General features: G+C 28.9%; 23 protein-coding genes. All 23 read right to left on the minus strand.

Annotated features, from left to right (window positions below; all coding sequences use genetic code 11):
- Position 1: 1 nt before the first annotated feature.
- The 23 genes from F1B92_RS02790 to F1B92_RS02895 all read right to left on the minus strand — a co-directional run bounded on the left by F1B92_RS02790 (position 2) and on the right by F1B92_RS02895 (position 22,991).
- Positions 2-721 (minus strand): hypothetical protein, encoded by a 720-nt coding sequence (locus F1B92_RS02790; protein ID WP_154570394.1) that lies wholly within the window; start codon positions 719-721, stop codon positions 2-4.
- A gap of 1 nt (position 722) precedes the next feature.
- On the minus strand, positions 723-1,037 hold the full coding sequence (locus F1B92_RS02795) for a DUF2325 domain-containing protein (RefSeq protein WP_154570395.1): 315 nt from the start codon (positions 1,035-1,037) through the stop codon (positions 723-725).
- A gap of 163 nt (positions 1,038-1,200) precedes the next feature.
- On the minus strand, positions 1,201-4,752 hold the full coding sequence (gene nifJ / locus F1B92_RS02800) for a pyruvate:ferredoxin (flavodoxin) oxidoreductase (protein WP_154570396.1): 3,552 nt from the start codon (positions 4,750-4,752) through the stop codon (positions 1,201-1,203).
- Positions 4,753-4,849: 97 nt separating this feature from the next.
- Positions 4,850-5,488, minus strand: a complete 639-nt coding sequence (locus tag F1B92_RS02805) for an HAD family hydrolase (protein WP_154570397.1) — start codon at positions 5,486-5,488, stop codon at positions 4,850-4,852.
- A 45-nt stretch (positions 5,489-5,533) separates the two neighbouring features.
- Positions 5,534-6,526: an OmpA family protein gene (locus F1B92_RS09455; RefSeq protein ID WP_154570398.1), complete on the minus strand. Its 993-nt coding sequence runs from the start codon at positions 6,524-6,526 to the stop codon at positions 5,534-5,536.
- 68 nt (positions 6,527-6,594) lie between these two features.
- Positions 6,595-6,984, minus strand: a complete 390-nt coding sequence (gene rpsI / locus F1B92_RS02815) for a 30S ribosomal protein S9 (protein ID WP_154570399.1) — start codon at positions 6,982-6,984, stop codon at positions 6,595-6,597.
- 2 nt (positions 6,985-6,986) lie between these two features.
- Positions 6,987-7,412: a 50S ribosomal protein L13 gene (gene rplM, locus F1B92_RS02820; protein WP_154570400.1), complete on the minus strand. Its 426-nt coding sequence runs from the start codon at positions 7,410-7,412 to the stop codon at positions 6,987-6,989.
- Positions 7,413-7,491: 79 nt separating this feature from the next.
- A complete protein-coding gene (locus F1B92_RS02825) occupies positions 7,492-10,326 on the minus strand; it encodes a RecB-like helicase (RefSeq protein ID WP_154570401.1) in 2,835 nt (944 codons plus the stop codon).
- Positions 10,310-12,658, minus strand: a complete 2,349-nt coding sequence (locus tag F1B92_RS02830) for a PD-(D/E)XK nuclease family protein (RefSeq protein WP_154570402.1) — start codon at positions 12,656-12,658, stop codon at positions 10,310-10,312. Before F1B92_RS02830 ends, F1B92_RS02825 begins: the two co-directional genes overlap by 17 nt.
- Positions 12,651-13,142 (minus strand): hypothetical protein, encoded by a 492-nt coding sequence (locus F1B92_RS02835; protein WP_154570403.1) that lies wholly within the window; start codon positions 13,140-13,142, stop codon positions 12,651-12,653. Before F1B92_RS02835 ends, F1B92_RS02830 begins: the two co-directional genes overlap by 8 nt.
- Positions 13,132-13,725 carry a hypothetical protein gene (locus F1B92_RS02840; protein ID WP_326833079.1) on the minus strand — a complete coding sequence of 198 codons (594 nt, stop codon included), beginning with the start codon at positions 13,723-13,725 and terminating at the stop codon, positions 13,132-13,134. The genes F1B92_RS02835 and F1B92_RS02840 overlap by 11 nt, the downstream gene beginning before the upstream one ends.
- 4 nt (positions 13,726-13,729) lie before the next feature.
- Positions 13,730-13,831, minus strand: coding sequence for a hypothetical protein (locus F1B92_RS09065; RefSeq protein ID WP_229770895.1), 102 nt, complete (start codon positions 13,829-13,831; stop codon positions 13,730-13,732).
- A gap of 10 nt (positions 13,832-13,841) precedes the next feature.
- Positions 13,842-14,057: a DUF4006 family protein gene (locus tag F1B92_RS02845; RefSeq protein ID WP_154570404.1), complete on the minus strand. Its 216-nt coding sequence runs from the start codon at positions 14,055-14,057 to the stop codon at positions 13,842-13,844.
- Positions 14,058-14,068: 11 nt separating this feature from the next.
- Positions 14,069-14,932: a cbb3-type cytochrome c oxidase N-terminal domain-containing protein gene (locus tag F1B92_RS02850; protein WP_154570405.1), complete on the minus strand. Its 864-nt coding sequence runs from the start codon at positions 14,930-14,932 to the stop codon at positions 14,069-14,071.
- A gap of 18 nt (positions 14,933-14,950) precedes the next feature.
- Positions 14,951-15,157 (minus strand): cytochrome c oxidase, cbb3-type, CcoQ subunit, encoded by a 207-nt coding sequence (locus F1B92_RS02855; protein ID WP_154570406.1) that lies wholly within the window; start codon positions 15,155-15,157, stop codon positions 14,951-14,953.
- Between the two features lie 13 nt (positions 15,158-15,170).
- Positions 15,171-15,836, minus strand: coding sequence for a cytochrome-c oxidase, cbb3-type subunit II (ccoO, locus tag F1B92_RS02860; protein WP_154570407.1), 666 nt, complete (start codon positions 15,834-15,836; stop codon positions 15,171-15,173).
- Positions 15,837-15,848: 12 nt separating this feature from the next.
- Positions 15,849-17,315, minus strand: a complete 1,467-nt coding sequence (gene ccoN, locus F1B92_RS02865; RefSeq protein ID WP_154570408.1) for a cytochrome-c oxidase, cbb3-type subunit I — start codon at positions 17,313-17,315, stop codon at positions 15,849-15,851.
- 87 nt (positions 17,316-17,402) lie between these two features.
- Entirely contained in the window at positions 17,403-18,110 is a 708-nt protein-coding gene (locus tag F1B92_RS02870) for a response regulator transcription factor (protein WP_154570409.1), read from the minus strand.
- Positions 18,111-19,325: a PAS domain-containing sensor histidine kinase gene (locus F1B92_RS02875; protein ID WP_154570410.1), complete on the minus strand. Its 1,215-nt coding sequence runs from the start codon at positions 19,323-19,325 to the stop codon at positions 18,111-18,113.
- An 85-nt stretch (positions 19,326-19,410) separates the two neighbouring features.
- On the minus strand, positions 19,411-20,070 hold the full coding sequence (locus F1B92_RS02880) for a sulfite exporter TauE/SafE family protein (protein WP_154570411.1): 660 nt from the start codon (positions 20,068-20,070) through the stop codon (positions 19,411-19,413).
- 213 nt (positions 20,071-20,283) lie between these two features.
- Positions 20,284-20,832, minus strand: a complete 549-nt coding sequence (locus F1B92_RS02885) for a DUF507 family protein (protein ID WP_154570412.1) — start codon at positions 20,830-20,832, stop codon at positions 20,284-20,286.
- A 13-nt stretch (positions 20,833-20,845) separates the two neighbouring features.
- Positions 20,846-22,102, minus strand: coding sequence for an adenylosuccinate synthase (locus tag F1B92_RS02890; protein WP_154570413.1), 1,257 nt, complete (start codon positions 22,100-22,102; stop codon positions 20,846-20,848).
- Positions 22,095-22,991, minus strand: a complete 897-nt coding sequence (locus F1B92_RS02895; protein ID WP_229770897.1) for an ATP phosphoribosyltransferase regulatory subunit — start codon at positions 22,989-22,991, stop codon at positions 22,095-22,097. Before F1B92_RS02895 ends, F1B92_RS02890 begins: the two co-directional genes overlap by 8 nt.
- Positions 22,992-22,994 lie beyond the last annotated feature (3 nt).

Raw genomic sequence — 22,994 nt, forward strand, 5'->3', positions numbered from 1 at the left:
ATTAATTCCTTTGTATAATTTTATTTGTTATTGAATAAGGCACTAATTTAATGGTCTTATTACCATCTAAAATAGAGCAACTATTTACCGAAATATGTTTGCAAAAACCATTTTGTTTAGGCAAAACTAAGTAAATTTCCCGACTCCCACTACTTAAATCAAAAGCTTGCTCAATCTTATCATTTAAAGCTTTTTTATTTAAGTCAAATTTCAAAAAACATGGAATCACGCAAAGATGAGTGCCATCTTTTTTATTTAAACGAATCATTTCATCTTTTATCACAATCCCATTGTTACTATGTTTTAATAATATCTTACTAAAAACATAATTTTTAAAGAGAAACTCGCTATCAAAAATCAATCCTGGATTCTCTTTAAAAAATATCATTTTAATAAATTTAGCAACTCTAAATTTTGGAGATTGTAACACAATTTGATTAATATTTTTTCCATAATTTTTAACTATAAAATTTGATATAGGGCAAAATTTTATAGTTTTATTATTTTGCAGGCTATGAGATTTTAACAAAAAATCTATATAAAGAGTGAAAATTTCCTCTAAATTCTTAGCTTTTTTTGCAAAAATCAAAGGTATTTTTAGCTCTTTATCTACACAAAAATTATAAAAAATTATAAAAAACAACCTAATTTCATATCTACTATAGCTATTAAAAATTTCTGGTATAAATTCTCTACCACCAAAAATAAAACCAAATTTCATACTACTTTTTTTCTGAACAAAATTCTTTTTCTAAATTAAATACTTTGCAAAACTCGCAAAATACACAACTTACGCTTCTTTTTGCACAAACAAGAGGAATTTTTCTTTTTTTTGCATCGCTTTTTATTTTTTTCATAGTATTGTGATTTAAAAATGATGTTAGCATTACCACACACTCAGTATCATTAGGAATAGACTTCCTATTTACTCTATTTTCATTTCTTGCATCCCAGTGTTCAATTCTGCTAGCACCCAAATCTTTTAAAACAGCCTTGATTGGCGTTATTTCATCAGCTCCAATAACCAAAACAGACATACATTCTCCTTAAATTTTCTTAATTATATAAAATTTATTCTTAAAAATCTCTGATATTAATTATCGTTTTGGTTATTTTTTATATTTTGTGTAAAAATGTAAAATTTAATAATCTATATATGAATTTAAAAAGAAAGAGAAAATATCCCTTTCTTCTTTAAATTTATAATAACTCATCACTGTAATCAGCTGATGCTAAACGTTTTAGCTGTCTATATCTTTTTTGAGCATCTGCTTTATTTTTTGCAAAAAGCAAATCTGCTTCTACTGGATTTATCTTTTTTAAAGCATTATATCTTGTCTCATGCATCAAAAATTCTTCATAAAGATTAAAATCAGGTTCTTTTGAAGTTAATTTTAATGGATTTTTACCTTCTTTTATGAGGCGTGGATCGTAAGTATATGTTGGCCAATATCCACATTTAGTGGCTAATTCTGCTTGATTTCCTGAGTGAGATAATCCGCCTTTTATACCATGAGCTATACAAGGGCTATATGCTATGATTAAGCTAGGTCCTTCATAAGCTTCTGCTGCTATTATTGCTTTTATAACATTTGCTTGCGAGGCGTTTGAATTTATTTGGGCTACAAAAATATTTCCATAAGTCATCATCATAATGCCTAAATCTTTTTTTTGCACAGGTTTTCCAGAGGCTGTAAATTGAGCAATAGATCCTGCTCTTGATGATTTTGAGCTTTGTCCGCCAGTATTTGAATAAACCTCAGTATCTAAAACCAAAATATTTACATTCTCGCCACTTGCCAACACATGATCTAGTCCACCATAACCAATATCATAAGCCCAACCATCGCCACCTATAATCCATTGAGACTTATTTGCTATATAATTTTTTAAAGATAAAAGTTCTTTTACTCCCTCGATTTCTAAATTTTGCTCTAAAATTGGCACTAGCATATCTCGAATTTTTGCAGTTTGAGAACTTGAATTTTTATTTTCTAACCAATCATTATAGAGTGCTTTTAAAGAATTTGGTGCTTTGTTTTTTGTGCTAAGCATAATATTTTCTATTCGGTGTCTGATTGTTTCAGTGGCTATTTTCATACCCATTCCAAACTCAGCATTATCTTCAAAAAGCGAATTTGCCCAAGCTACACCTTTTCCACTTTTATCTTTTTTATATGGCATAGATGGAGCAGAACCCCCATAAATAGAGCTACATCCTGTCGCATTTGCAACTATCATATGATCGCCAAAAAGTCGAGTTATTAAAGTAATATAAGGCGTTTCTCCACACCCTGGACAAGCTCCGTGAAATTCAAAATAAGGCTCTGAAAATCCTACGCCTTTAACACTTTCATTGCTCATTAAATCGTCTTTATAAGTTACGCTTCCAAATAAAAAGTCTGCATTTTCTTGCTCGCCTTTATTTAATTCCTCTTCAAGAGGAACCATAACTAATGATTTTTCTTTACTAGGACAATTTTGAGCACACAACTCACAACCTGTACAATCTAGCGGGCTAACTTGTATTTTGTATTTTAACCCTTTTATCTCTTTACCTTTTGCATCTAAAAGATTTTCTTGAACTCCTGTTGGTGCATTTTTTTCATCATTTTCATCAAGTAAAAAAGCTCTAATTACTGCATGAGGACAGACAAAAACGCATTGATTGCACTGTATGCAGTTTGACGAAATCCATTTTGGAACCATAACCCCTACCCCTCTTTTTTCATATTGGGTAGTGCCTTCTGTAAAGCTACCGTCTTCACGACCTAAAAATGCTGAGACAGGCAAACTATCACCCCTAGCTGCATTCATAGGCTTTACAACTCTTTCTATAAAATCATTTCCTATATATTTATCTTCTTTTTTTGTGGTATTATCTAAATTTAACCAACTCTCATCAACTTCAATTTTTACTAATTTATCAGAACCTTGATCGATCGCTTCATAATTCATCTCAACTATTTTGTCGCCCTTTTTTGCATACGTTTTTTTAGCGTATTCTTTCATATGAAATTTTGCTTCTTCAAAAGGAATAATATTTGCTAATTTAAAAAAAGCTGATTGCATGATCGTGTTTGTGCGATTTCCAAGACCTATATCTCTTGCTAATTTAGTAGCATTTATAATATAGAAATTAACTTTTTTTTGAGCTAAAATTTTCTTAACTTTATTTGGAATTTTTTCAATAGTTTCTTTTGCATCCCATATAGAATTTAGCAAAAATGTACCATTTTCTCGAATACCATCAATCACATCATAAATATCTAAATAAGCAGCAACTGAACAGGCAACAAAATGTGGATTAGAAACTAAATAAGTAGATCTAATTGGTTTTTTACCAAATCTCAAATGACTTCTTGTATAACCACCTGACTTTTTACTATCATATGCAAAATATGCTTGTGCGTATAAATTTGTCTTATCTCCTATTATTTTTATAGAATTCTTATTTGCTCCAACTGTACCATCTGCACCAAGACCATAAAATAAGCACTCTATATCATCGCTATTTCCAAGTGAAATTTTGTTACCAACTTCAAGAGATGTAAAGGTTACATCATCATTTATTCCTATTGTAAATCCATTTTTTGGATCATCTTTTTTTAATTCATCAAAAACTGCTATAAGCTGTGCAGGATCAACATCTTTTGAGCTAAGTCCATATCTTCCGCCAATTATTAAAGGTGCGTTTTCTCTTCCATAAAATGCTGCTTTTATATCTAAATAAAGCGGCTCTCCTAAGCTACCTGGCTCTTTTGTTCTATCTAAAACTGCTATTTTTTCTACACTCTTTGGCATTACATCAAAAAGATATTTAACACTAAATGGTCTATAAAGATGAACCTTGATAATTCCCACCTTTTCACTATTTTTATTTAAATGTTCAACAACTTCTTCTAATGCTTGATTTACAGAACCCATCGCCACAATAACTCTTGTGGCGTCTTTATCGCCATAATAGTTAAATGGCTTATATTCTCTACCTGTTATTTTTGAAATTTCAGCTAGATATTTCGCTACAATATCTGGTAAATTATCATAAAATTTATTTGTTAATTCTCTAGTTTGAAAGTAAATATCATCATTTTGTGCTGTGCCTCTTGTTTTTGGATGTTCTGGATTTAAAGCTTCATCTCTAAATTTTTGAACAGAATCATAATTGAGCAAATTAGCAAAATGTTTATAATCCATAACTTCAACTTTTTGAATTTCATGGCTTGTTCTAAATCCATCAAAAAAATGCATAAAAGGAACTCTTCCCTCAATAGCAGCCAAATGTGCAACCCCTGCTATATCCATAACCTCTTGCACGCTATCACTTGCTAGGATTGCAAAACCTGTCTGTCTGCAAGCATATATATCTTGGTGATCTCCAAAAATAGATAAAGCTTGTGCCGCCAAAGATCTAGCTGCGACGTGAATAACACCTGGTAGCATCTGACCTGCTATTTTATACATATTTGGAATTTTTAATAAAAGACCTTGTGCGGCCGTATAAGTTGTAGTTAATGCTCCTGCTTGCAAAGAGCCATGCACTGAACCAGCAGCTCCTGCTTCACTTTGCATTTCAACAATTTTAACTGGCATTCCAAAAATATTTTTTTTGCCTTGGCTAGCCCAAATATCAGTATAATCAGCCATAGGTGAACTAGGCGTAATAGGGTAAATTCCAGCAACTTCAGTAAAAGCATATGCAGCATATGCAGCGGCTTCGTTGCCGTCCATTGTTTTCATAATTTTACTCATCAAATCTCCTGAATTTAAATCATATTTTTATAAGAGAATTTATTCTATCTAAATTTATTTAACATTTAGATTAATTTTAAAAACTTATATTTTTAACTTATTTTTCTTTAATAATTAAAATTGCTTCCAAGCAATTATTGTAAATTTGAGTAGTAAATTTACTAAGCTCTTGAAAATTTGAGTATCCACAAGTCAATGCAAAAGAGTTAATTCCTGCAGACTTTGCTGATATTATATCAAGTTTTGTATCGCCAATCATAAAAGCATTTTGCTTTGTTTTATTCATTAATTTTAAAGCCAATAAAATAGGCTCTGGGTCTGGTTTAGGGTTTATAACATCATCCTTACCAATAATAACTTTAAAATATTTTGCAATACCTAAATGTTTTAGCAATATTTTAGAATTCTTTGACGTTTTAGTAGTAACCACTCCTAAATCTGCAAATTGATATGCTATAGAAATTGCATCTTTAACTGCTGGAAGCAAGGTTGTTGTTTGAAGATATGTTTTTTTATATTCACTTTTATATGCTAAAACAAATTTGTTTGCAAATTTCTCACTTATACCTAACTTAATAAACATAATATCAAGAGGATAACCAATTAAACTCTTAACTATCTCATCGCCTGGATATTGCTCATTAAATTTTAAAAAAGATTTGCGAAATCCCTCTAAAATAGAGATTGTAGAATCTATTAAAGTCCCGTCTAAATCAAAAAGAATTGTTTTTTGCATATTAAATTAGGATACCCAAAAAGGTATCCTGTTAAATAAAAATAATTAATTTTTAAATTTAGCTTCAACTCTTCTATTTTCTGCACGTCCAGTTTCTGTTGAGTTATCCGCTATTGGCTGAGTTTCACCATAACCAACAATTGAAATTCTATCAACATCAACACCTAAATCAACAAGAGCGTTTTTAACACTAACTGCTCTTTTTTCTGAAAGTTTTTGATTATAATCTTTAGTTCCTTTGCTATCAGTATGACCTTCTAGCAAGACTTTATAATCATCGTGATCAACTAAAAAAGAAGATACTTTTTCTAATTCAGCCTTATATTCTTGACTAATTTTTGCACTATCAAAATCAAAATTTACGCCTAAATTTAATCTAATTACTTTTTCGCAACCATGCTCATCTACAACAACGCCAGCAGGAGTTCCTGGACATTTATCAAGATTGTCTAAAACGCCATCGCCATCTTCATCGCCTATAACAATAGCGACCTCTTGAAGAATTTTTAGTTGCTCCCTTTTACCAAAATCAACACCAAAACCTAAAGAGTAAAATAAGTTATTACTAACCTTACCTTTAAGCGTTATAACATCTCTAGCTTCTAATCTTAAATTAAAATTATCAGCAATATAATACTTAGTTCCTAATCCAACTTGAGCAAATCCGCTATCTGGATGACTTACACCATCATTAAATCTCAAATAACCACCACCAAGTAAGCCATAAAATTTAAAATTATCAGTAATATCTAAATTTTTAATTGCACTCAAATGATATGAATTCATATTATATTTATTTTCTTTATTTTTTTGTTTGCCGTTACTAATTCTATCATAGCCTAATTCTATATGATCAATAAAGCTACTTTCAATATTTTTAGCCACTCTTAATCCAAAAAAGAACTCTTGTTTAAGATCTAAACGACCATCAAAAACAGTTCCGCCAACTACAGGCGTAATCTGCCAACCATAACTATCTTCATTTGCTACCAATGCAGTTGTAGCACACAAGCTAAGTGCCAATAAAATCTTTTTCATAAGTTTTCCTTTCTTTTAAGATGCATTTAATTACTAAAATAAACTCAAAAAATCTCATAAAAAAATTACTATCTTTTAGAGAATTGCGGGCTTCTTCTAGCTTTTCTTTTACCAAATTTCTTTCTTTCAACAACCCTACTATCTCTTGTTAATAGCCCTTTTGGTTTCAACAATGCTCTAAAATCTTTATCCATAGCAGCAAGTGCCTTTGAAATTCCATGTCTTAAAGCTTCAGCTTGAGCATTATATCCACCACCAAAAGTTACAGCCCTAATATCCATAGATGTCTCTTGTTTTGTAACTAAAAGAGGTTGAATAACTTTTAATTTTATGGCTTCGTGTCCGCCAAGCCATGAATTTAAATCCATATCATTTACAGCTATCTTACCACTTCCTGGCTTTACCCAAACTTTAGCCACAGCTGTTTTTCTTTTTCCTGTTGCATAAACTACTGCCATAATTATTTTCCTTCTCTTTTGATTTGTGCGGTGTGCGGATGCTCGTTGCCTTCATAAACTTTAAGCTTTTTGATCATCTCTTTGCCAAGTTTTGTTTTTGGCAACATTCCGCGAACTGCTAAGTGATATAATTTAACTGGATTTTTAGCCAATAAATCTGCGAATTTTTCGCTCTTAACACTTCCAAAATAACCCGAATGTCTGTGATAAAGCTTATCTTCGCCTTTATTTAAACCAGTATAAACAGCCTTAGAAGCGTTTATGATAATAACATAATCACCGCAATCAACATTTGGAGTGTAGCAAGGTTTATGTTTTCCTCTCAATAAAGTTGCAACTTCTGTAAGCATTCTACCAAATCTTTTTCCAGTTGCATCTATCACAACCCAATCGCGTTTAACTTCGCTAGGTTTTGTAACTTTTGTCATAATTTACCCTTAATTAAAAATTTAATGAAGTGTGATTTTATATAAATTTTACTTAAACTTTACTGAATTTAAGTAAAATTTAAACTTCTTTTATCAAAATTTCATCTTCTAAAATATAAAAAATAAAAGCATTTACTATTTTATTTGGAAAAAAACAAGATATAGCATTTTTATAGCTCAAAATTTGCTCATTATTTTTATCTTCAAAACCCAATCCGCTCTTATAATCAATAATATTCACAACATCATCTTTAATACAAAGCAGATCGATTTGTTTAAATTCATTAGAAATTTTAAATGGTTGCTCTTTTAAAATTTCAGAATTTTGAGTTATTTCAATAAAAGTTTGATTTTTAAAAAGATTTATCAATCTTTGATTAATATCCTCAAAATCTTCAACACTTAAAAACTTAGAATAGATATTTTTAGCCTTTGTAATTGAATTTTGTAAATTAGAAATTTCAAAACTAACACAATTTTCAAGAACAAAATGAAGAGCTAAACCAAAATTTAAAGAGTGTAAATTTAAAACTTTTTCATTTGATTTTGCAATATTTTGTGGTTTTATTTTGGCTAAATTTATATGATTTGGTAAAATTTCTTTTTTTTCTAAAATAGTATCTGCAATTATATTTCCAAATTCAAATTCTCCTATATCTAACAAAAAATTTTCATTTTTTTCATTTTTTTTATTTTTAAATTTACTGTTAGATGTGCTAGATTTCACGATTATTAGAGATTTTACCGCTCTTGTGAAAGCAACATAAAGCTTATTTGTATCCTCTTCTTTATCAAAATTATCAATCCTTGTTTTTAACTCCAAATAGTTCTCATCAATAAATTCTCTATTTTTTACTTTAAATTTTATATCCCAAGAATCTTTTTCTACATTATACTCTTTAATAAAACTTTGAGTTTTAGATTTTTTGCTTTGAAAATTATCGCAAATAATCACATGATCAAATTCTAGCCCCTTTGATTTATGAATAGTAAGTAAATTTACACCCGAATTTTCTTCATTTATAGCTAAAATTTTATCATTGTTAAAGACAAATTCTGTCAAATTTTCATATCTATCACAAACTTCTAATAAAAGTAAAATATTTTTATCCTCAAGACCAATCTCTAAATTTTTAGCCAAATATAGTACATTTTTAGAATTTGATTTTTGTAGATTTAGTTTTAAAAGACGTGGTTTTTTAGAAGTCAAATGTTCAACATTTAAAGCATAAATTTTTTCTTCTGTAAGACAAAATTTAGCATACTCAATGATAGCTTTAACAGATATGGTTTCAAATAAATTTTTACCACCTTCGCCATTAGCATCAATATCTGCTTCTAAAAGTAGCTCTTTTAAAGCATCTATGTTTGAATTTTTGTAGCATAAAATAGCGATATTTTTAGCTTTTACTCCATTTTTTAAAAGATTTTCTACTTCTAAAACAGCAGATTCTAAAACTAAATTTTTATCTTCCAAATCATCTACTATAATAGATTTTATATATCCAAAATCATCAGCTTCTGGTACGAAAAAATCGAAATTTTTTATAATTGGCTTTTGATTTGATAAATCTTTAAATTTAAGGTATGATTTTTGATCTTCATAATTATAATTTGAAATATTTCTAAACACGCTATTTACGAATTTTACGATGGCTTTTGCACTTCTATAATTTTTATCTAGCTTAGAAATTTTTATTTGTTTATATTTATCTTTTAAATGTCCAAAAATCTCCTTTTTAGCACCGCGAAATCTATAAATACTTTGTTTTATATCTCCTACATAAAACAGCCCGCCTACACCATTTTGTCCAGCTCCAGCTAGAATTTCATCTATTAAAGGCAGTAAAATTTTATATTGCATAACGCTAGTATCTTGAAACTCATCTATTAAAATATGTTCTATTTTAGAATCAAGGCGAAAATATAGCATATTTATCATATCTTTATCTTTTAAAAGATTAAAAATAATTGAGGATAGGTCGTTAAATGAAATCTTGTTGAGTTTTTTGTTTATATTTTGTTTGTTTTCTATATATAAATCTAAAATTTCTCCAAATTTTGAAATTTTATAAACTTCAAAATCTTCTATATATTTTTTCATATGTAATTTAAAATTTTGGTAAAGTAAATTTAAATATTCATTTTTTTTAATAAGCTTTGAAAATTTACTACCTTTATAATTCAAAACATCATATTTAATAAAACCTTTCTCTAAGATAGAAAAAATATTTTTAGATATCTCCTCTTTTAATTTTTCTGCTTGAATGGATACTTCTTGATCGTTTATATCATCACAAAATTTTACAATCTGCTCTTTTGCATTCTCAAAATTTGTATCATCTGGAAATGGTGTATTTTTTTGATAATCTAAATAGCCTATTTGATTTGCAATCTCATCAAGAGTATTTAAAAAATTTTCTAAAGTTGAGTTTGTTTCTACTATAAAAGTTGATACTGTATCTGTCAATTCTCGATCTTTTGATATGAGTTTTATAAATTCTTTATTAGCAATATCTTTTACGCCTTCTTCATCTATTTCAAAATCGCTACTAAGTCCAAAATTTGTAGCAAAAATCCTTAAAATTTTAGAAAAAAATGCATCAAAAGTTAAAATTTTAATATCACAACGTATAAATATATCGTAAATTTCTTCTCTTTTTTTCTTGATTTGCTGCTCTGTAGTGTTTAAATTTGAAGCGATGACTTTAAAATACTTCTCATCGCAATTTAAAAAAGTTTGAATAATTCTATCTTTCATTTCATTTGCGGCTTTATTTGTAAAAGTTAGTGCCAATATACGGTTTGGATCCACTCCGCTAAAGACTAGCCCTAAATATCTACAAACTAAAGCAAATGTTTTTCCGCTTCCTGCACTTGCCTCTAAAGCCTCAAAACTATGAAAGTCGCTCATTATAATCCTTTATTAAAACCGGATAATCGCTATATTCGTACTGTTTTTTATCATAAAAATCATAAGCTCTATTTGAGATCTCTTTGATTTCATTTATTTTTTCTATAAGTTTTTCTAAACTTGCTTTGCTAGTGATAAATTCTGCCGATTTTAGTGAAAAAAATTTAGCTTCCACATCATCACTCAATCCCATCAAAGCTTTATAAAATGGTATTTGAAGAGAATTTGCATTAACAGAACCACTCTTATAATCAATTATACAAATATCGCCATCTCTTACATCTATCCTGTCGATTATTCCTTTGATTAAAATTCCTTCAAATAATACATCATTAAATTGTGCTTCTGATTTATAAAACTGCCAACCATCGGATTCGTGTTCTTCAAAAACCTTCTCTACTTCTTTAAATTTTTTTAAAACAATAGCTTTTTCTAGCTCACTTATAAAATCAAAATATTTTAAAAACAAATTTTTAAATTCACTGTAATCAAAAAACTCATATTTAACGTAAATTTGCTCTAAAATTTTATGCATCAAAATCCCTTTATTTTTAGCATCAAATTCACAATTTACAGGCTTTGAAGGAGGAATTTTTAAAATATATTTATAAGCATATGAGGATTTAGATTTTAAAAATAAATTAAGTCTTGAAAACGATAAGCTTTGCTCAAAAAAATCGTGTGTAAATACTAAATTTAAAGGTTTTGGGCTAATTTTTTTACCCTTAAAAATATTTAGATAATCCTCATCACTAAATTTTCGATCATCGATTGTGTTTTTAAATCTATTTAAAAATCTCGAAACATTTTTACCTTTAGAGCTATCATAGCAAATTGCTACCTTTTTAGCCAAATATATTAAATTTTCATAATAAAATTTTTGTAAATCTTCTCTGTCTTTATAGCTTATTAGCCCCGCATTGCTTCTTACTTTAGAGTTTAAAAACATCTCATTGACTGAACGTTTTGGCACTAAATCATCATTAAATTCAGGTATTATAATGGCGTCAAATTTTATCCCTCTACACTCTAAAATCCCTAAAACGCTTATTTCACCACCGCCCACATAATCAATCTTTAGGTTATTGATTTTCAATAAAAATAGCTCGCAAATCTCATAAAATTTTAAAGATCTTGATTTTAAAAAAATTTCTATTTCAAAAAGCAATGGATTTAATTTTTCTTTTAGATTAAGCTCTTTTGTGCTATTTAAAATTTCATCTAAAATACCCATAAAATCCGTAAAATTGCACTTCTGATAAAATTTGTATTTAAAATTTTCAAAAAAAGAAGGCGAGATTTTAAATTCATTTAAAAATAAACTCTTGGTATCAAAAAAATCGCTTTTTAAATAATTATTGACCAAATTTGGAGTAAAATTTAAATCCACACACTCTCTTAAAATCTCTAAAATTTTAATGGTGTTTGTGTTTTTTAGTCTTTTACCCATAGCAAAATTTAGCATATTTTTGATATCTAAATTCATAAGTATTTCACTAAATTTATCATCTGGCAAAATCACAGCAATATTTTTAGCTTCAATTCCACACTCTATAAAATATGAAATTTTCTCAAAAATATAAAAACATTGCAATGCTTTTAAATCAAAACCTCTAACAAAAATTTGATCACAGTTTGGCTTAAATTCGCTTTTTAATTCTAAAGAAAAATTGCTTAAATTAAACTCATAAATAGATCCAAATTCTAAATTTTGCTTTATATCCACAAAAAAACTTAGCATTTTTTTTGTCAAATAATTTGCATTTAAATTAAATTTAACTTCAACTAAATTTCTAATCTTATTCAAAATTTCAAGTTCAAAATCGCTTAAAATTCCATCAATAAAAATAGTAATTTCGTTATAATTTTTTATAAATTCCTCATTAACAATATAATCATCACATATTGTAATATCATCATAAAAACCATTTCTAGTCAATAAATTTTTATAATTTTTTAAAAGTTCTTCTAAAATTTCTAAATGCTCCTCATAATTAGCATAAATATCGCTAAATTTTAAGTCGCTAATGCTTTTTTTAGTAACAGCGAGTTCTTTAAAAAACGAAAATATATATTCGCCATTTTTTAAAAACTCAAATTCATTTTTTGGTAGATGTATAGTTTTAGATGAATTTTTGGTTAAATTTATAGCCTCTTGCATAATAAAAATTCTATTCATATCAGATACGAGGCTTAATTTATTAGAAAAAGTTGCTTTTGAAAAAAATTCATTTATACTAATTGTTTTGGGAAGCAAGCCATCACCAAAATTATCTAAATATCTCTTTAATTTTCTATTGCTGGTAAATACCAAAAGCTCTTTTTTAATCATTTTTATAATTCACAAAAAAATCAAATCCAAAAAAACCGCTATACTCATCGTCGCTTAACTCGACTTTTAATTGCCATTTACCATCTTGATCTAATTTCAAAGGTTCTATTTTTAAAACACCATTTTCAAATTTTGATTTTGGCTTGATATCAAATTTATTTGTAAAAGATCTGGTTATTAAAACTTTGCTTTTGATATCAAATGGTTGATTTGTTTCCTTTTGGGTTATCGAGATACTTAAATTTACATCATTTGAAAAGTGGTTGTTTTCTAAAATAACACTATATTTTTCATTAAATTTAGCTTGAGAAATTTGAATTTCATTATAATTTTTATCAACTACTGAGTGAGGTTTTAGATAAGCATCATCCATATAAACAGGATAATCTAACGAAAAAATTACAGTAGCTATGCAAGATACAACAATTAAAACTATTGAACCAACTATATAATAAGGTCCTAATTCACGCTTTTTACTCCCCATTTTTTCTTATCCTTTTATAGTAAATTCCACTTACAATCACCAAAATAATAGAGCCATAAAAAATAATTCTAATAAAATTTAAGATGTTTTTGTTTGTATTGGCTAAATTACTCTCAAGCTCAACACCTCTACTAGAAGCTATTTTCTCAGCCATATCGGCATATCCGTTTAAAAGTGCTGGATTAAAAGGATCTTGCCCCTTTTTGACAGATACCAAAAGAGGGATTATACTTCCTTTATTTGGAAAAGGGCTTAAAATTTCATCTTTATTTAAAGCCACATCGCTACTTGTATATATATTGATTTTTTTATTTTCAGTGGCTATTATTAAAAATACATATGGCTCTTTTAGCTCCTTGCTAATCTCATATGCTTTTTCATTCAAACTTAAATTTCCTAAATTTTTAACAGCACAAATTCCTAAATAAACGCCTGTTTTAGTATGCAACTCATCGCCAATTATCTGCATTTTTTCAATCGTATGCTCTTTTAAAATTCCTTCGTTTTCAAGAACTACACTATTGGCAAATAGTCCGATTTTAAAAAAAAGGGTGCATAAAGCACCCAAGAAAATTTTATTCACGAAATTAACCTAAAAATAGATTATTTTCAGTCAAAACAGACCAAGCACAAATAATAGCAGTTATTATCAATCCAACAACAATTAAAATTTCTAAAGCCTTTGACATAATATCTCCTTTATTTTACCTGCATAACTTTATTTGCAGTTTGCATGTCGCTTTTCATAGTTACGCCATTTGGCTCATTTAAAGTATATGGTTTATCAGCTACGCTTTGTTGTACTTTGATGCCAAAAATTGTCAACACAACTAAAATCGAAATCAACAACACAGTAGCTATTAGCATACCTGAAATACCGTGAATTCCAAAAATATTTCTACTTTTATTATCCATGATTAGCTCCTTTAATTCTTAGAAAGAGTTGAGATATATTCTCCAACTGCTCGTTTTTGAATATCGCTTAAACCTCTTCCGTTATTACCGAAATTAGGCATTTGACCTATAAATCCATGCTTTCCACGATTTAAAACTTCAACTACAAATTCAGCTGAACCATACTTTGTTAAATCTGGTGCCATACCATCCATACCTTTACCATCATCGCCATGACAAGCTGCACAAACACCCCATTGTGCTCTTCCTTGTTTAACTAATTCTGGGTGCTTTGTTGATTTAATGGCTGAAATTTCTTTTGCAACAAATGCTGCAACCGCTTTTGCATCTTGACCTGTTAAATTATCTGCAGGCATCTCGCCAAGAGGGTAATCAAGTCCTTTTGAGCCTTTATGGATAGCTTCTAAAATTCCATCTTCAGAACCCCAAATTTTTAAATTTGCAGCCTTTCCATCAATCCCATCTCCAGAAATTCCATGACAAACAACGCATTCTACTAAAAATAAACTCTCGCCCATAGCAAAAAGAGTCTCTTTACTAGGATTTGCAAAGACGCTGCTAAATTTTTCATTATAAGCCCTAACTTCATCATTATACTCTCCAATTTGTGAGTATGAATTTAATGGATACCCAACTAAAAAATACCAAATCGCCCAAAATATAAGTAAGACAAACATTGCAGCCCAACCTACTGGAAGGTTATTTTTATACTCACTTATACCATCATAAACTTCATCGCATAATTCACCTTCGCTTTTTCTTGTTTTCATTTGCTTCATGTAAAGACCTACTACAAAGCATGAAACAATCATCAAAACAGCAAATCCGATTAAACTAAGTAAATTTATGTTATCTTGTAAATTTAACCATTTCATTTTAGCTCCTTTTTTGCATCATTGTTTTGAAGATGAGTTAGACTCTAAAATTTCATCATCGATATCGTCATTTACAGCTAAATTGCCATACTTTTCATAATTTCTTCTTCCTGTTTTTTCTGATTTATGTAAATGAAAAAAATAACCATAAAGCCCTATGCACAAAAAAACAATTAAGATAAAGTAGCCATAAGCTTGAATCGTTCTAATAGTTTCTATACTCATCTCAAACCTTTTTTTATTTTAAGCTATTTAAATATGCAATGATAGCAACGATTTCTCTTATTTCGCCACGCTCAAAAGCATCTTTAACATCTTGATCTTTCATTTTATCAACAATTAGCTTTGCTTCTTCCATAACTATCTTTTTGCTTTCGTCCCAACTGCCAAGTTTTGGCATCCCCTCTTTATCATAAGGAACATTAAAAGCTTTTTTTACGGTTAAAGCTTCTGCATAAGCAGTCTCAATATCTGCATTTTTACTAAACATATGAGGATATGCAGGCATAATTGAAGCAGGAACGACTGAAGTTGGATCTTTCATATGATTTTCATGCCAATCAGTAGTTCTAAAGTTCCCTACTCTCATCAAATCAGGACCAGTTCTTTTTGAACCCCAAAGATGTGGTCTATCATAAGCAAATTCACCACTTTTTGCATAAGCACCATATCTATCAGTTTCTGATTTAAAAGGTCTAATGTGCTGGGTATGGCAAGCATTACAGCTATTAGAAATATAAACATGACGACCAGCAAGTTGTAAAACTGTATATGGTTTTTTACCTTCAATTGGTCTTGCACGATCAGCAAAATCAGGTAAAATTTCAATAATACCAGCATAAGCAATTACAATAAAAACAAATACCGCAAAAAAGAATGGATTTTTTTCTAACCAACTAAACATATTTTCCTCCTTTTAAGCTGCCATCGGTGAAGCATTAAGCGGCTCTTTATCTAGCTTTTTGCTTGATGTAAAAGTTTTTATCATATTATATGTAAAGATAAAAAAACCGACTAAATATAAAAGTCCGCCAATTGCTCTAATCCAATAGTAAGGCTTTAATGCTTCAACTGTATCTATAAAGGAATAAGATAAAATACCAAACTCATCAGTAGCTCTCCACATCATACCTTGTGTAATACCAGCTATCCACATAGATGAGAAAAACAATACTATACCAATAGTTTGTATCCAAAATTGAGTTTCCATTAAAGATTTAGAATAAATTTCTCGCTTAAATACTCTAGGTGCCATATGGTAAAGAGCAGCAACTGTCATAAAACCAACCCAACCAAGAGTGCCATCATGAACGTGTCCTGGAATCCAATCTGTAAAATGAGCAAGTGCATTTACTGATTTAATAGAAAGAATTGGACCTTCAAGGGTTGAAAACATATAAAACGTTGTACCCCAAAGCATAAATTTAATCAATGGATTTTCTCTTAATTGATTCCATTCACCCCTCATTGTGAGTAGAATATTAATACCTGATCCCCATGATGGTAAAATAAGAACTACAGAAAACACAGAACCCATAGTTTGCATCCAATCAGGAACAGTAGAGTAGATTAAGTGATGTCCGCCAGCCCAAAGATAAACAAACATTAAACTCCAAAACGAAAATAAAGATAATTTATAAGAAAATACCGCTTGACCGCTCTCTTTTGGTAAATAATAATAAACTTGAGCTAAAATAGCTACAGTAAATACAAAAGCAACAGCGTTGTGTCCCCACCACCATTGAACTAATGCATCATTTGTTCCAGCATACATTGAAACAGAGTGTAACCAACTACCCATTCCAGTTAATAGTCTTGTAGGAATTTCCATATTATTAAAAAGATATAGCATTGCAACACCTAAAAATGCAGCAATATAATACCAAAGAGATATATAAAGAGTCTTTTCTCTTCTAATACCTATCAATCCAAAAATACTAATACCCCATAAAACCCAAGTAATAACAACCAAGATATCTATAGGCCATTCAAGCTCAGCATACTCTTTTGATGTTGTAACACCAGCCAAAAGACTTACTACAGCCAAAGCTATAACAATAACATACAAAATAAAGTGCATCTTTCCAATAGCCATTAGGAATTTAGATTCTGCCATAGAAACTTTTAGAACCCTTTGTCCAACATAATACCAACTAGCAAAAATGCCAGATAGCATAAACCCATAGACAACCCCATTTGTATGAAGTGGTCTTAAACGACCAAAAGCAGAATACTGACCAGCTATATAATTTAAGTCAGGATAAGCAAGCTGAAACGCTATAATTACGCCAACTAGCATACCTACTATACCAAAAATCATAGTGGTAAACATAAAGCATTTTGCAATTGTGTAGTCATAACTCAACACATCACCAGGTCGCATATTTAACCTCCTATATGAATTTTATATTAATGTAAATTAAATATAATTAATGTATTATACTTTTATTTTTCTATATTTATTCTTAAATTATAACTTTTTTAACAAATTATTTTTATTTTGTTGTGGAATTTCAATCTTATATCCAAGGCCTGAGATATTTAAAATAACATCATCACCAACTTTGTCTCTAACTCTTTTTATAAAAGTCCTCACAGCTGCATCACTAACACTCTTACCGCACCAAACATTCTTTTTGATATCTTCATGTAAAACCAATATGCCTAATCTATTAACTAAAAGAGAAATAAAAGCCAATTCTTTTTTTGTCAAATATACCTTATTACCATTTTTGATTAAAATTTTTCTAGTCGTATCAAATACACAATTTTTAGATATTTTAATGCTATTTAATTCTAAAAATTTATTCTTAGCCAAGCTCTCAATAGCAACCAAAAGTTCATCCATATCAATTGGCTTTATTATATATTTATTAACCCCAACATCAATCGCTTTTAATAATTTTTCTTTTTCACTAAAAGCACTTAATGCAATTATGGGAGTTGATGGAGATGTTTTTTTGACTATTTTTGTCATATCTAAACCATCCATAATGGGCATTGATATATCAGTAATTATAATATCGGAGTTAAATTTACTAAATTTTTTAAATCCTTCATCTCCATTTTGTGCTGTAATTACTTCATAAAAATACTCTTGCATCACATCAGCCATTGACTCTCTAATATCTTTTTCATCTTCAACAATCAAAATTTTTAAATCTTTTAAAGATTTCATTTACCCTCCTTTTGAAATTGGTATTTTTATATTAAATTTAACTCCATTTTTGACATTTTCAACATCTATCAAACCACCCATATTTTCAACTATCATTTTACCTATATAAAGACCCAAGCCAGTTCCAACGCTTTGATGTTTTGTTGTAAAATACGGCTCAAATATTTTTTTTAAAATCTCTTTTTCTATATTTTTTCCTGTATTAAACACATAAACGACAACAAAATTTTTATACATTTTAATACCTATCTCAACTCTTTTATCATCCAAATCTTTCATAGCATCTTTTGCATTTCCAAGTAAATTCATAAAAACTTGAGACAACTCGCTCTTAAAACCTAAAATTTCTACATCTTCTTTAAAATCACACTCTATTTTTATATCTGATTTTGCAAAAATTCCTTTTAACATCGTAATGGCAGCATTTACAGATTCACTGATAAAAAATTTCTCTTTTTCTTTATCTGTTTTAAAAAAATTTCTAAAATCATCTATAGTATTTGACATATTTTTTATAACAACCTTAGCATGTTCATAGGTATATAAGAATTTTTCTACATTATTTATATTTTGTTTCATTTTAAACAAATCAATGCTTAACTCACTTAAGGGCTGACGCCACTGATGAGCTATATTTGCTATCATTTCACCCATACTAGCAAGACGAGATTGTTGAAGTAAAATACTATTTTTTTCTTCATTTTTTGCAACCTCAATGGATACTTTTTTTTCTAAATTTTGATTTAATTCTATAAGTTTTTTTGTTTGAATTTTAACCTTTTCTTCAAGAGATGAGTTAAGATCTTTTAACTCATTTTTAGTGGCTAATAATCTTTCATTTAACTCCACAACCTCTGTAACATTATGTCTAATAGCCACAAATTCTTCTATTTCATTTTTTTCATCTAAAATAGGAATTATAGTTGCATTTAAATAAAAAACAGATCCATCTTTTGCTAAATTTTTTATAATTCCCTTATAAACCTTTTTTGATAAAATTGTATTCCAAAGCTCTCTAAAAACATTTGAATTTACATCTGGATGCCTGACTATATTATGATTTGCACCAATTAGCTCGCTTTTTGAGTATTTGCTAATATTACAAAATTCATCATTTACAAATGTTATATACCCAAAAATATCAGTTTTTGAAACTATATTGCTCGCATCTATAGCGTCTTGATACTGTTTTAATCTACGTTCGCTTTTATCCATCAGTAAAACCTAAATGTGAAATTATATTGCTAAATATTAGTATTTTTTAGCTTTAAATTTGGTTAAAAAAATAGTTTTTTAAATTTTATTTTGTTGAAATAAAACCCAAATAAGCAGAGTAAATTCCAAATATTATTATCAAAACAGATGATATTATAAACATAAGATGCTTAAATTTATCATTTAAAATTTTACTCAAAAATGCCATAAAAAGCAAACTAAAAAGAGTGGCTATCCCAAAAGTAAGCATAATTAAAATGCTAGAAAATACACTTTTTGATAGCATTGCCATAGCGACAAAAGTATAAACAACCCCACAAGGAATAAGTCCATTTAAAAAACCAAGAATCAAAAAAGATAAAAAACCATCTTTTTTTAAAGCGTTTTTTGTTCTGTTTTTAAAAAACTTTTGCCAAATTTTATCGTTTTCTATAAATTTTAAAATTTCACCACGTTTTAAAAGCCCTGCACCTAAAATTATCAAAAAAACACCGACTAAAAAATGAAAAATTCCACTTAATTTAGAGCTTATAGCAAAAATACTTCCAAAAAAATTAGCTAAAATTCCTAAAAAAACATAAGCACAAATTCTAGCAAAATGATAACTAATAGAGTAAAAAAACGCTTCTAGCTTGGTTTTTTTTGCAAGTTTTATACTATAAGCTAAAACAAAACCTCCACACATTCCTATACAGTGAGCAAAACTCAAAAAAAGTGCTGTACTAAAAATAGCAATATAACTCATATAAATCCTCTTAAATTCATTGGTTCTCTTTATGCTAAAGTTGATTGAATTATGCAAAAATATCTTTATAAATTTAAATTCTTAATAAAGATAAATTTGCTATTAAATAGTCAAATAATAAATCCGCAAATTAACTTTTACCTTGCAATCACATAAATCATATTAGAAAATGTGATTGCATTTTAATAAGCTTTGATTGAGTAGTATTTATCACTAAAACATTCCTCGTTTTTTAAGCTCCATCTCATAAAGTTTTTGAAATTCTAAGTCGTATTCATCGCTACCAGGAATAAATTTTTTATTCTCATCCAATGTATCATAAACTAAATTTTCTATATTTACAAAAATCTTTAAATACTCTTCAATAGAGCTATATATAACATTTCTGGCTTTATTTTCTGAAATTTTATAATCTATTAAATCTTTTTTCCAAGATGTTTCTAAAATTGCGTGCGAAATATTATTATATCTATCTTCGTGATTTAATACAAAACCCGCATCATCTGCAAGTCTTTTTTTAACCATCCAAAACATATTTTTTCTATCAACTTGCATAATATACATATTTTCACTATTTTCCTCCAAAAGCTCATTTGCTCTTTCTTCTATAGCTCTTTCTTTTGTCAAATCCTCTCTTAAAATTTCATCAGCTACTTTTGATACGCTTTCTATATTTTTGTTAAATTTAATAAAACCAGAATTTAGCATATCTATTGCAATTTTTCTTGAAATATATGGAATGTGTGGAAATTTTATACGCATTAAAAATCCTTTCTTATCTAATAATAGTATCTTCTCTATCAGGGCTTGTGGAGATAAATTTAACTCTAAAGCCCGTTAATTGCTCAATTTTTTCTATATAAATTTTAGCATTCTTAGGTAAATCTTCGTATTTTTTGATGCCCACAACACTATCCCAACCATCTAATTCTATATAAACAGGTTTTACTTTTTCATCTAAATTTATAGGAAAATGCTCTGTCTTTTCACCATTTTCGAGTTCGTAAGCCACGCAAATTTTAACTTTATTAAATTTATCCAAAACATCAAGTTTCATCAAAGCAAATTCATCTATCCCATTTAATCTCGCACTATATTTAACACTTACAGCATCAAACCAGCCACATCTTCTTCTTCTTCCTGTCGTTGTGCCATACTCTTTACCAACCTCGCACATAGTATCACCATCTACACCAAAATCTTCACTTACAAAAGGTCCATATCCAACTCTTGTAGAATAGGCTTTTAAAATTCCAATCACATTTCCAACGTCTTTTGGATTTATACCAACACCAACACAAGCACCAGCACAAACCGTATTTGAGCTAGTTACAAAAGGATAAGTACCATGATCTATATCCAAAAGTGTCCCTTGAGCTCCCTCTAAAAGCACATTTTTATTATCATCTAAAGCTTGCCAAATCATTTTAGTAGTATCTGTAATAAAAGGTGCAAGAATTTTTTTGTATCCTTCTAACTCATTTAAAACATCGCTTTTTTCTGGAATTGTTATGTTTAAATACTCAAATATGTGCTTATTTTTCTCAAAATTACTAAATAAATCATCGCAAAGTTTTTTAGGATCTAAAAGCTCAATTACTCGGTGTCCGCTTCTATTAACCTTATCTGCATAGCTAGGTCCAATCCCTTTTCCAGTAGTGCCAATAGCATTTTTGCCCTTCATTTTTTCATTTGCTTGATCTATTAATGCGTGATGATTTAAATTTAAATGAGCCCTACCACTTATAAAAAATCTCCCTTCAAGTTCGCTAAAATTTGATAATTCTTCTATTAAAACAGATGGATTTACAACAACACCATTGCCAATAATATTTACAACATTTTTATTTAAAATTCCACTTGGCAAAAGATGAAGTGCGTATTTTTTACCGTCCACAACCACAGTATGACCTGCATTATGACCGCCTGCACTTCTACAAACAAAATCATATTTATTTGAAAGCATATCCACTATTTTCCCTTTGCCTTCATCTCCCCATTGAACTCCAACTATTAAATCAGCTCTACTCATAACCTTCCTTTATTTTTAAAATATTTTCTATAACACAATCACTCATAACAGCAAAACCGCAAGATTTTAGTGAATCAATCTCATAATTTCCCCCACTACAAAGCACGCTATTTCCACTCAAAAATCTAAAAAATAAACTATCATAATATCTCATTTTTGAATAGTAAAGAAGTGCAAATTTCGAATCTTTTACACCACTTTTAAGGGCTAAATTTAATACATCTTGAAGTGGCTTTTTTAAATCTTGTGGAACTAAATTTATTATTTTTTTTAAATCATCCATACTACCTACTCTAGCTAAATCTCTAAGCCACTTATGCTTAGTAGATAAAATTTCACTCAAATCTCCTTTTTCGAATACATCAATTGAGATATCCAAAATTTCACAAATGATTTTAGGTATCTCAATATTGCTTATTTGCAAGCTCGATTTTATATTAAATTCCTCAAAAAATTTCAAACAAATTTCTAGCCCAACGTTTAAATTTGGCTCTGCAATCATCTCAGCACCAATTTGATAAAACTCGGAGTTTGGATACTTAAAAACAGGTTGAATATAAAAAATTCTTTTTAAATTTCTATCTTTTATACGCCTTAAAACTATTCTAACCACATCTACAGTGCTATCAGCTCTTAATGAAATGGTATGATTTGTGCTATCACTAAAGCTTAAAATTTCAGAGCTACTAACGCTTAATTGTTGATGATAAGAAAAATATGGCGTTACAATCTCAGTAAAATCATATTTTTTTAAAGTATTAGCTAAAGAATTTTCTATCTCTCTCTTTAAATCAGCACTTTTTGCAAAATAAAGCCTAGATCCATCTGGAATTTCGTGTTCTAAATCAGCCCTTATCATACAAACCTTTCTAAAATTAAATAATTTCATAAG

Origin of the sequence: Campylobacter portucalensis, from assembly GCF_009690845.1 — a bacterium.
Taxonomy (GTDB): domain Bacteria; phylum Campylobacterota; class Campylobacteria; order Campylobacterales; family Campylobacteraceae; genus Campylobacter_B; species Campylobacter_B portucalensis.